Below are 10,601 nucleotides of genomic sequence, written 5' to 3'. Positions count from 1 at the left end.
GGATCAAACTCTCCAAAGAATTTGATATAGCTCTTAAATTGACGAAGCTTGCGCTTCATTCAAAAATTGTAAAACTTATTTTTGCCTCATCGTTCAGTTTTCAAAGTTCGTCTGCCGCTCTTGGCGACTTCATTAATCTATCACGTTTTGATTGTTTTCGTCAACAACTTTTTCACAAATTGTTTTTCTGAAATAATCTTTTGCCGTGACAACGTTTATAACTATAATCTCTATTTACCACTTCGTCAATACAAAAAACAATAAAAATTAAAAAAGATTTACTTCCCATCAACATGATGAAAAGTAAACCTTCTGCTTTGTATTAATCGAGACGGACATAGCCCGTCTTCTCAACTAACGCCTGCCCATCCTCGCTTTCGAGCCATTTTAGAAATTCTTCATATCGCTCTGCCTTCTCTTCCGTAGTCACCGCATAAAATTCAGAAGCCAGTGGATACGATCCATCCTGAATCGTTTCAACGGTCGGTTCGATTCCATCTATACGAAGTAACTTGATTTCATGGTCATGCACCATTTCTGTCGCATAGTATCTAAATGAAAATCCAATCGCATTTTTATGGTTCCGATACGATGAAGTTTGTTGAATGATTCCACCCATCCCTTCAGGAACATCTTCTACCGGCGCCTCCATGAGCTTTTGTTCGCCCATCATCTTTTGTAACGCCGTTTGACTGCCACTATCCTCCGGTCGTTGAAAAGCACGAATGGATTCCGAGTCCCCTCCGACCTCTTCCCAATTCCGAATGTCTCCTGAATAAATCCCCCGAACTTGTTCCATCGTCAAAGAATCGACCGGGTTATCTTCATGGACGAAGAACACAAATGCTTCCCTTCCAATCGCCGTCATATGTAAAGAAACGTTTTTTTGTTTCGCAACCTTCAGTTGACGGTCAGATGGACCAGCGACGAAAATCAAGTCGGTCTGATCGTTCATCAGTCGGCTGTACGCTTCCGGTGTTGTCGTCGACACGACTTTACTCGTTTGATCATTATATGGATCATACGTTTCCGAGTCCGGATAGACTGCTTCCACGAATGAAGCGTACATCGGATAGAGCGCTGTCGCTCCATCTAATCGCGGCAAACCTTCCTCAAACTTCACCGAAGCCTCGTGATCGAGTCTCGCCAATTGTTCTGAACCCGTGAACGGCTGATAATCCATCAACTCCACACCGCGTTCCTCAATCTTCAAACTATCTTGATACATATAATATCCTTTCACAGAAGCGAAGAGGATAGCACCGACTAACGCACCCCAGCCGAGAACTTTTCGAATCCTTTGTTTTGAAAAGGACGAAAAATCATAGAGTCCCATACATATGATTAGTAGAACGGCCATATACCATATCGTCCAAATAATCGGTCGCCCAAGTGTGATGGGGTCTCCCATCGTAAAAAGGGCGACAAAGACAGAAATCACAATCGTGACAAATAAAATAAAGACGGTTCCCACGCTAAATTTCAATAGTTTCATATAACTGATTTTCTCCTCATTGTTCCTATGAAAGGGAAGTTAAGCAATCTCATAAAGCACTGCCTCTACCCCGACCCCTTTCGTCGGTCTCGTGACCGTTCGAACATACCCTTTTTTCACTAAAAAACCAATGATGCTTCCAAGGTCGACACGGAGCTCATTCAAATTCGGATGTTCCATCAATTCTGAGAACGTCCACGCTCCGCCTTTCTCCTGCATCGTCTGAAGTAATAACAACGTCCCCGGCAACACTTTCGATTGAATCAAATGTTCCATGCCAATGACGACAAGGTGGATGCGCTGTTCAAGCGATTCTTGTCCTCCGACCAATTCATCGTGCAGCTTATAAATTTCGAGGTCAATGGCTCGTACCTGTTCCCACAATACGATTTCCGGATGAATCCCCGCCTCAAGAATCGAGAGGCGTGCCAGGTGAGTGAGCGCATGATGAATCTGAGTGAAGGCGTCTTGGAACTCCCCTTCTAAAAATAGATAACGTCCGTCTTCAAACCGACGCAACAACTTTGCGAAAGAGATTGAGAGTTGTAAACGTTGTTCCCGATTCGTTAAATTACGGTTGCGCTGTCGTAACTCTAAAATGTACTCATTTCGTTCGAACAAGACGATTCCGTCTTCAATCCAATGAATGGCTCGCCGATTTTCATTCAAGACAATCCACCGATCCATCATCGAGTCACTGACTACGTGCAGGACAATTTTTTCTTGACCGACCTGATAGTGTTTCACCGTCCAAAACGGTTCTGGTTTTGCTTCAATCACAATGAGCAGGCGATCCGATTGATCCGTCAACGGATCACGTGCCCGCTTTTTCTTCACTTCAATAATCCCGAGTGTCGTTTTTAATGCAGCATATTCTGAGTAAATGGTGCGAGTCGCATATTCCATCGTCATCTGGACCCCTTCTCTCCCAATCGCAAGTTGACTATATATGACGATTGTCATTTTCGATACGAACCAATTTCGCCCTCTTTTCAAAAAACTCCTGCCGAAAAAGTGCAGGAACTTCTCACTCGTTTGAAGATGAGCTATTATAGAGACAGACTATTGGAGGGATTCACTCATGAAAAAACGGGGGAACAAAATCAACCGCGCACGTAATATAGCATTACTTCTTATCTTCGGTGGGATTGGGGTCATGTATCTCGGCCTTCTCGCCAAATCCATCACCTGGCTCATGATTATTTTCATGCTTCTCGGATTTGTCATGGTACTTGCGAGCTCTGCCCTTTACTTCATCGTCGGGATGGCCTCGACAAAAGCCATCATCGTGACTTGTCCGAACTGTGAAAAAGAGACGAAGATGCTCGGACGCGTCGACTTATGTATGCATTGCGACGAACCGCTCACAATCGACCGCTCACTTGAAGGTAAAGAGTTCGATGAGAAATACAACAAACGTCAGTCACAACAAACGGACTAATACAAAAACCACATCCGAGCAGTCGGATGTGGTTTTTTAATGTGTTTGCGATTGTTCAGACTGACAAGACGGGCACGTTCCGTACACTTCAAGACGGTGACGATCAACTTTGAATCCAGTCAATTGAGATGCAACCGATTCGATTTCATCTAATACAGGATAGTTAAAGTCGACGACTTTTCCACACGTGTCACAGATGATGTGATAGTGCTTTGACGTCACAAAGTCAAAACGACTCGAGGCGTCCCCATAGTTCATCTCTTGAACAAGGCCTACCTCTTTAAAGACGCGCAAGTTGTTGTATACAGTGGCCACACTCATGTTCGGAAACCGTGCGGCTAGTGCCTTATAAATGTCATCCGCAGTCGGGTGACTGTGCTCCGTGACGAGGTACTCCAAAATGGCCTGGCGCTGAGGCGTCATTCTGACTCCATGTTCCCGGAGCGACTGAACAGCATGGTCAAGCATTTCGCTTCCCACGTCAATCCCTCATTTCTTCTATAAAATTCATGCGAAATAGTTTTGAACATTAACTTATTTCTTACATAGTAATCTTTATAAATAGTGTACTGATTTCTCAACTACTCGTCAAACACTGAGCTTAAGCGGTTGACGGCTATGTTACAATAAGTGCGAATTTGAATAAGGAGGCAATACATATGACTACTTCATCAACTCGTCAGTCATCTGATGCATTGTACCAAGATGCACTCACTCATATCGTCGGAGGTGTCAACAGTCCGTCCCGCTCATTCAAAGCGGTCGGTGGCGGTGCTCCGGTATATATGGAACGCGGCGAAGGCGCCTATTTCTATGATGTAGACGGGAATCGCTACATCGATTATTTGGCAGCGTACGGTCCAATCATTACCGGTCACGCCCATCCCCATATTCATGAAGCGCTCGTCAATGCTTCTTTAAAAGGCTTACTTTACGGGACACCTCATCGTCTCGAAGTCGAGTTTGCGAAGAAACTAAAACAAGCAATCCCTTCGATGGATAAAGTACGATTCACGAACTCGGGGACGGAAGCCGTCATGACGACAGTACGAGTCGCCCGTGCTTACACCGGTCGTGAACTCGTTGTGAAATTCAGCGGTTGTTATCACGGTCATTCGGATCTCATGCTGATTGCGGCAGGTAGTGGTCCAGCGACACTCGGTTCTCCGGACTCTGCAGGTGTGACAAAAGCCACTGCCAAAGAAGTCATCACCGTCCCATTCAACGACGTCGAAGCGTATCGCGAGATGATGAAAGAATGGGGAGACCAGGTCGCATGTGTCCTCGTCGAACCGATTGTCGGGAACTTCGGAATCGTCGAACCGAAGCCAGGTTTCCTACAAGCTGTCAATGATATCACACATGAACACGGCGCACTCGTCATCTATGATGAGGTCATCACGGCGTTCCGTTTCACATACGGAAGTGCCCAACAAGTGTATGGCATCGAACCGGATATGACAGCGCTCGGTAAGATTATCGGTGGCGGTCTACCAATCGGTGCTTACGGGGGCAAGGCTGAAATCATGGAGACGGTCGCTCCACTCGGACCTGCATATCAAGCCGGCACGATGGCCGGTAACCCTGCCTCGATGGCGACAGGAATCGCTTGCCTTGAAGTGCTCGAGCAACCTGGTGTCTATGAGAAATTAGACGCACTCGGTGCAAAACTGGAAGCTGGCATCCGCGAGGCAGCAGAAAAGCATGACATTACCATCACGCTCAACCGCTTGAAGGGGGCACTCACCGTTTACTTCACGGATGAAATCGTCACCGACTATGAAGGTGCGGAAAAGTCAGATGGTGAGAAGTTCGGACGTTTCTTCAAGTTGATGCTGGAGAATGGCGTGAACTTGGCTCCATCGAAATATGAGGCCTGGTTCTTGACGACAGAGCATACGGAACAAGATATCGAAGAGACAATCGAAGCGGTCCACCGCTCGTTTGCTCAATTGTAAGAGAGGGAGATGCGCGAGCATCTCTTTTTTTGTAAAAGGGGACATCTTTAAAAAAAGTGTCTCTTTTTATCATGTACCGTCCCCCATTACAGTAGAACCAAGGAGGTGCTCACCATATGAAATTTAAAGATTTTCCATTAAATGTCCGCTTGCGACTCGTTTGCGGATTTTGTATTCGAATCGTCGGATCAGCCATTTTCCCATTCATGGCACTCTATTTCTCAGAAGAGTTGGGGAAAGTCCCCGCTGGAATCATCATGACCTCATTCGTTATCGTCGGTTACTTGACCGGTCTATTCGGTGGGTACTTTTCCGATCGGTTCAATCGGAAGGTTGTCTTACAAATTGGCCAGGTGATTCAAATCATCTGTTTTCTTGGGATGACCATCGCCATTCACCCATCGAATAACTGGGCACTCGTCGTCGCCATCCTCTACTTCGGACATGCCGTTTCGAACGGATTGAACTATCCGGCACTTGAGGCAATCGTCATCGACTCCATGGAAGAATCGAATCGAAAAGCCATCTACGTGTATGACTACTGGCTCGTCAACTTGGCTATCGCCGGAGGCGTCATGCTCGGCGGTGCCTTCTATCGCGACCATCGTTTTGCCCTCTTCATTGGTATGACGGTCATTCTCACTGTGACCACCATCGTCCTTCAACGCTATTTGGTCGACACATACACCGGCAATCGTTCAACACCGTCAAACCCGATTCATGGCGTCATCGAAAACTACAAAATCGCGTTACGTGACCGCCGTTGGATCACATTCGTATTTGGAAGTATGCTCGTCTTTTCGACCGAGTTTCATATGGCGAACTACATCGGTGTCCATTTAGCAGAGTCATTCGAAAGTCGTCAAATTCTCGGGATACCTTTTGACGGGGTACGCATGATGGCGTTTATGCAACTAGAGAACACCTTGCTCGTCGTCGCCATCACGTTTGCGGTTACTGCGTTCGTCAAACGTTTCAAAGAGAAGACCATATTTTTCATTGGCTTATCGTTATATATCACAGCATACGCCGCCATTACCTCAATGAACTCCTTTATCGTCCTGGCCGTACTCGCGATTATCTTCACAATCGGCGAACTCCTCTACTCGCCGATTCGACAAGTGAAACAGGTTGACCTCCTCGACCCTGAACGCCGTGCCTCTTATCTTGCATTCGGCGGCCTCACGTTCCACGGAGCCAAATTGGTCGCCGCGGCAGGCATTGTCGTCGGCGCGTTCATCGGTCCGGTCTTGATGAGCGGTTACATGTTCGTCTTCGGTGCCCTCGGTGCTTACTTGTATTATGTATCGCTCTATAAGATGCAACCTGCTCGCCAACTCGCTGCTTGACGTTTAACATGAAGACAAAACGGTAAAACAGTACGATGAAGGAGGCGAAGTACTTGCCTGCGATTGTTTTATTTGATGGCGATTGCAACTTCTGTGATGCCAGTGTCCAGTTCATCATTCGTCACGATCGACACGCCTCGATTCACTTTGCTTCGCTCCAAAGCGAGGTCGGTCAGTCGCTCCGAACACGACACCGGATCCCGGAATCAGTCGACAGCATCGTCTATATTGAAGAAGGGGTTCCTTACTTAAAATCAGACGCTGCGATTCGAATTGCCGAACACCTTGATGGCCGTTGGCGCCTGCTTCGACTCATTCGTTTCATACCTAGACCGATTCGTGATCATGGATATGCGTTATTCGCCAAACATCGGACACGTCTATTTGGAAAGAAGGAAGTGTGCACACTCCCTTCCCCGGATGTTCGTAAACGATTTTTAGACCGCTAAAAAAGTCGAGCCATTAATGGACTCGACTTTTTTATTATTCGACTACGGCTAAATCTTGAATCATATACAGGTCGTAATACGCCCCGCGACGACGCATCAACTCTTCATGCGTTCCCGTCTCCATGATTTGACCGTTATCCACGACGACGATTTGATCGGCGTCCGTAATGGTCGACAAGCGGTGGGCAACGATTAACGTCGTCCGTCCTTTCGTCAGACGGGCCAGCGAGTCTTGAATCATCGCTTCACTTTCTAAATCAAGCGCACTCGTCGCCTCGTCTAAAATTAAGATCGGTGGATTCTTCAAGAAGACGCGTGCAATCGCAAGCCGCTGCTTCTGTCCACCAGACAGTTTGACACCTTTCTCCCCGACCGGTGTCGCATATCCGTCCTGTAGTTTCGAGATGAACTCATGAGCGTTCGCTGCCTTGGCCGCCGCGATGACTTCCTCATCCGTCGCATCCGGTTTCCCCATCCGAATATTCATGGCGACCGATTCGCTGAAGAGGACCGAATCCTGCATGACCATCCCAATCTGGTCGCGGAGTGCACGTAATTTGAAATCACGCACATCGATGCCGTCGATTTTGATGCTTCCATCCGTCACGTCATAGAAACGCGGAATCAAACTGACGAGTGTCGATTTCCCTCCACCGGACATTCCGACAAACGCCACGCGTTCCCCGGAGCGGATTTGAAGGTTCACATCGTTCAACGCTCTTGTCCCGTCCTGTTCATACGAAAAACTCACATGCTCAAGGTCGATTTTACCTGCTGTCGACAACGGGACGAACCCGTTCGATTTCTCTTCGATATCATATGTTTCATCCAAAAACTCAAAGACACGGTCCATCGATGCGACCGACTGCGTGAGTGTCGTCGCCGAGTTGACGAGACGACCGAGCGGTGCATAGAGTCGGTCGATGTACGCGATGAACGCGACGAGCGTCCCGAGCGATACCGCTTCTTGAATGACGAGCCACGATGCCGTCGTGAAGATGAGGATTGGCGCGATGTCGGTGATGGTCGATACGACGACATACGTCTTGGCGTTCCAACTCGTATGTTTAAGTGCCGCGTTGAGGAAACCACCATTCTGTTGTTCAAATGCCTTATTCTCATATGGCTCTAGCGCAAAACTCCGAATGACCGCCATCCCGTTGACACGCTCTGTCAAATGCCCTTGTAAATCAGCGAGTGCCGCCGACCGTTCACGCGTCAAACGACGCAACCGCCCATAGAAATAGCGGACTGCGATCGCATAAAACGGAAGTGGTAAAATCGCAATCAACGTGAGTTGCGGGTCAATCGTATACATGATCCCGATGGCGATAAGAATGGTGACCATGTCGAGCCAAATATTCATCAGCCCGGTGATGACGAAGTCTTTCGTCTGTTCGACGTCATTGATGATCCTTGAAATGATTTGTCCCGTCTTATTGTTTGAATAATAGCGGAGTGACAACTTTTGGACGTGGTCGAATAACCGGTTCCGCACATCGAACAAGACACGCGTTGCGGCCCACTGCGCCAAATATTGACGCAAGTATTCGATCGGTGGCTTGAGGACCAAGAAGACGAAGAAAACGATGCTGAACAACCAGACGAGCGTCGTGTAGTCCTGCTTCGGCGCATCGTCCGTCAAATAGTTATCGATGACATATCTATAAAGTAACGGTAATCCGAGCGGGATGGAAAACTTCAAAATCCCGACGAAAATGGTAAGGGCAATTTGTTTCTTATACGGACGAACAAACTGCAAATAACGTTTAATACTACCCATAATGCCTCCTGACTTAAGAAAAAAAGCGGAGATGAGGAATCATCTCCGGTAACGTGCTTCGTATTCGCGATACCATTCATCGACGAATGTTGGGTTGAACGGCCCTTTCCGTCCTCGAATCCAGTTGATCAGTTCTTGCACGTTCTGCTTCAAGATTCGATCAATCGCTTTCGGATAATTCATCTCGCGACGATGCCGCTCATATTCATCTTCATCTAAAATCGTGTACGACATATCCGGGAACACCTTGATGTCCAAATCGTAATCGATATATTTGATGGCACGTTCATCCCCATCAAATGTAGTCGGCGAACCTAGATTACAGTAGTAGTAAATCCCGTCTTCGCGAATCATACAGATGACATTGAACCAATACTCAGATGAAAAGTAGCAAATTGCCGGCTCTCGCGTTCTCCATTGCCGACCGTCTGACTCGCTGACCATGATGCGATCATTGAATCCGATCATATCCGTTTTTGACGACTGAAGGACGAGCGTTTCTTCCCAAACGCGATGCAAAGTTCCGTTGTGCTTGTAGCTCTGTATCTCGATTTTGCTACCTGCTTTGGGAAATAAGCTCATAAGCTCCTCCTTTCCGCTGTGATGCTATACAATTCTCATATTTAATTATAGCGACTTTCAGAACCAATGAAAAAGGAAATCTCTTATTTTCATGAATTTAGTGTTTTTTGGAAGGCGCGCGCCCGCTCTTGGAACATCGGACGAAGCACGAAATACTCGACGAGTATGTTCGGAAGATAGCTATCGAACGTCACTTCGTCGATCATGACCGCCTTGCCATCACGCGATTCGACCCGGTGCACATGTGTGAACCGTTTGAACGGAAACGGTAACCTCTTTCCTTGATCGCAGAATGCCTGGTTTCCCACAACGGTGATGGCACTGTTCCACGGCAGTTCCACCGGACCGACCCCAACGAACAACTTCACTTCATTCCCTTCGACCGAGGCGCCGTCCCCCACTAAGCGTACTTTAGGAAACTTCGTCAGTTTCGTCAAAAGCGAGGCATCCTGTAACAAATCCCAAAGCGAATCGACCGTCGTATCATATGTCGACTCTACATCAAATCGTCTCACGTTCGCCACCTGCCAATCGTTCTAATTTTTGTTGAGCCACAGAAACCGTCTTCACCTCGCGCTCCGAAGCGTCTAGCCAGACGACGTCATCCGTCGGAAGCGTATCGACACGATATAAATCGATATACCAGACGATATGAGAGAAGACATGTTTCACTTGCCCGAGATACGTTCCGTTAAGTTGTTCCCCCGTTCCTCGATCCATAAGCGGATATTGCCACATCCCAGCAAGCAACCCTTTGTCCGCTCGTTGTTCGTAGGCAACTTTTCCATCTTTCTCGATGCATAGCGCGTCATACATTTCGATACGTGCTGCTCCCTTCTTCGTTTTGACCGGTAGCTCATCTTGTACATGATGCGCATATGCATAACACGTGTCTTGCACAGGACAGAGTGAGCACATCGGATTTTTCGGTGTGCAAACCGTCGCACCCAACTCCATCACGCCTTCGTTAAAATCGGATGCGTGAGTCGGATCCATCAATCGACGAACGACTTGTTCAAAGATTTTGCGCGTCTTCGGCAAGGCGATGTCGTCATAGATCCCGAATTGACGGGACATGACGCGCATGACGTTTCCATCAACAGCCGGTTCCGGTTGATTGTAGGCAATCGACAGTACGGCTCCCGTCGTATACGGTCCGACCCCTTTTAGTTTCTCGAAACGTTCTTTCTCCTCTGGGACGATTCCCTCGTAAACAGAAGCGACTTCTTTGACCGCTTCATGTAAGTTCCGGACGCGAGAATAATACCCTAGCCCTTCCCAATACTTTACGACCTCATCCGTGTCAGCAGCTGCGAGATCTTCGAGCGTCGGAAAGCGTTCCATGAACCGATTGTAATATGGGATGACCGTATCGACTCGTGTCTGTTGCAACATCACTTCACTTACCCACACACGGTAAGGATTTTTCGCATGACGCCAAGGTAAATCACGCTTTTCGCGATTAAACCACGTGACGAGTTCCTCGTTGAAATGGTGAATATTATAATTTGTGAACAATTTATCAAGATTAAGCATTGTGTTTC

12 protein-coding genes are annotated in these 10,601 nt (G+C 47.5%); 5 read left to right on the top strand and 7 right to left on the bottom strand.

What is annotated here, in order from left to right:
- Positions 1–191, top strand: a 191-nt coding sequence (locus IRJ25_RS13250) for a hypothetical protein (RefSeq protein WP_269318440.1), incomplete at its 5' end; no start/stop codon positions are given.
- A gap of 131 nt (positions 192–322) precedes the next feature.
- Here IRJ25_RS13250 and IRJ25_RS13245 read toward each other — a convergent pair.
- Both IRJ25_RS13245 and IRJ25_RS13240 read right to left on the bottom strand, forming a co-directional pair.
- Positions 323–1,495 (bottom strand): substrate-binding domain-containing protein, encoded by a 1,173-nt coding sequence (locus IRJ25_RS13245; protein ID WP_269318439.1) that lies wholly within the window; start codon positions 1,493–1,495, stop codon positions 323–325.
- A gap of 39 nt (positions 1,496–1,534) precedes the next feature.
- Complete coding sequence (locus tag IRJ25_RS13240) at positions 1,535–2,407, bottom strand: nucleotidyltransferase-like protein (protein WP_078147894.1); 873 nt, start codon at positions 2,405–2,407, stop codon at positions 1,535–1,537.
- A gap of 169 nt (positions 2,408–2,576) precedes the next feature.
- Here IRJ25_RS13240 and IRJ25_RS13235 point away from each other — a divergent pair, with 169 nt between their 5' ends.
- Positions 2,577–2,936 (top strand): YgzB family protein, encoded by a 360-nt coding sequence (locus IRJ25_RS13235; protein ID WP_031421140.1) that lies wholly within the window; start codon positions 2,577–2,579, stop codon positions 2,934–2,936.
- Between the two features lie 36 nt (positions 2,937–2,972).
- Here the strand turns inward: IRJ25_RS13235 and perR are convergent, their stop codons facing one another.
- Positions 2,973–3,404, bottom strand: a complete 432-nt coding sequence (perR, locus tag IRJ25_RS13230) for a peroxide-responsive transcriptional repressor PerR (protein ID WP_031421138.1) — start codon at positions 3,402–3,404, stop codon at positions 2,973–2,975.
- A 191-nt stretch (positions 3,405–3,595) separates the two neighbouring features.
- Here perR and IRJ25_RS13225 point away from each other — a divergent pair, with 191 nt between their 5' ends.
- The 3 genes from IRJ25_RS13225 to IRJ25_RS13215 all read left to right on the top strand — a co-directional run bounded on the left by IRJ25_RS13225 (position 3,596) and on the right by IRJ25_RS13215 (position 6,692).
- Positions 3,596–4,894, top strand: coding sequence for a glutamate-1-semialdehyde 2,1-aminomutase (locus tag IRJ25_RS13225; protein WP_159563592.1), 1,299 nt, complete (start codon positions 3,596–3,598; stop codon positions 4,892–4,894).
- Between the two features lie 116 nt (positions 4,895–5,010).
- Complete coding sequence (locus tag IRJ25_RS13220) at positions 5,011–6,243, top strand: MFS transporter (RefSeq protein ID WP_264093239.1); 1,233 nt, start codon at positions 5,011–5,013, stop codon at positions 6,241–6,243.
- 53 nt (positions 6,244–6,296) lie between these two features.
- Positions 6,297–6,692, top strand: coding sequence for a thiol-disulfide oxidoreductase DCC family protein (locus IRJ25_RS13215; protein WP_015880898.1), 396 nt, complete (start codon positions 6,297–6,299; stop codon positions 6,690–6,692).
- Positions 6,693–6,726: 34 nt separating this feature from the next.
- Here IRJ25_RS13215 and IRJ25_RS13210 read toward each other — a convergent pair whose 3' ends face one another.
- The 4 genes from IRJ25_RS13210 to mutY all read right to left on the bottom strand — a co-directional run bounded on the left by IRJ25_RS13210 (position 6,727) and on the right by mutY (position 10,593).
- A complete protein-coding gene (locus tag IRJ25_RS13210) occupies positions 6,727–8,475 on the bottom strand; it encodes an ABC transporter ATP-binding protein (RefSeq protein ID WP_214784828.1) in 1,749 nt (582 codons plus the stop codon).
- A 39-nt stretch (positions 8,476–8,514) separates the two neighbouring features.
- Positions 8,515–9,057, bottom strand: coding sequence for a nucleoside tri-diphosphate phosphatase (gene ntdP / locus IRJ25_RS13205; protein WP_015880896.1), 543 nt, complete (start codon positions 9,055–9,057; stop codon positions 8,515–8,517).
- 89 nt (positions 9,058–9,146) lie between these two features.
- Entirely contained in the window at positions 9,147–9,572 is a 426-nt protein-coding gene (locus tag IRJ25_RS13200; protein ID WP_269318438.1) for a hypothetical protein, read from the bottom strand.
- Complete coding sequence (gene mutY, locus IRJ25_RS13195) at positions 9,559–10,593, bottom strand: A/G-specific adenine glycosylase (protein WP_269318437.1); 1,035 nt, start codon at positions 10,591–10,593, stop codon at positions 9,559–9,561. The genes IRJ25_RS13200 and mutY overlap by 14 nt, the downstream gene beginning before the upstream one ends.
- Positions 10,594–10,601 lie beyond the last annotated feature (8 nt).

Origin of the sequence: Exiguobacterium sp. KJ 601 (genome assembly GCF_027161185.1) — a bacterium.
In the GTDB taxonomy this organism is placed as follows: domain Bacteria; phylum Bacillota; class Bacilli; order Exiguobacteriales; family Exiguobacteriaceae; genus Exiguobacterium; species Exiguobacterium profundum.
The sequence above is the reverse complement of the archived record's forward strand: the minus strand, read 5'-3'. Positions and strand labels throughout refer to the sequence as shown.

What these genes read in the sequence shown, in the direction of transcription:
- mutY (WP_269318437.1), bottom strand. Translation starts at nt 10,593, where the DNA reads ATGCTTAATCTTGATAAATTGTTCACAAATTATAATATTCACCATTTC.
- ntdP (WP_015880896.1), bottom strand. Translation starts at nt 9,057, where the DNA reads ATGAGCTTATTTCCCAAAGCAGGTAGCAAAATCGAGATACAGAGCTAC.
- IRJ25_RS13245 (WP_269318439.1), bottom strand. Translation starts at nt 1,495, where the DNA reads ATGAAACTATTGAAATTTAGCGTGGGAACCGTCTTTATTTTATTTGTC.
- IRJ25_RS13220 (WP_264093239.1), top strand. Translation starts at nt 5,011, where the DNA reads ATGAAATTTAAAGATTTTCCATTAAATGTCCGCTTGCGACTCGTTTGC.
- perR (WP_031421138.1), bottom strand. Translation starts at nt 3,404, where the DNA reads ATGCTTGACCATGCTGTTCAGTCGCTCCGGGAACATGGAGTCAGAATG.
- IRJ25_RS13225 (WP_159563592.1), top strand. Translation starts at nt 3,596, where the DNA reads ATGACTACTTCATCAACTCGTCAGTCATCTGATGCATTGTACCAAGAT.
- IRJ25_RS13240 (WP_078147894.1), bottom strand. Translation starts at nt 2,407, where the DNA reads ATGACGATGGAATATGCGACTCGCACCATTTACTCAGAATATGCTGCA.
- IRJ25_RS13210 (WP_214784828.1), bottom strand. Translation starts at nt 8,475, where the DNA reads ATGGGTAGTATTAAACGTTATTTGCAGTTTGTTCGTCCGTATAAGAAA.
- IRJ25_RS13235 (WP_031421140.1), top strand. Translation starts at nt 2,577, where the DNA reads ATGAAAAAACGGGGGAACAAAATCAACCGCGCACGTAATATAGCATTA.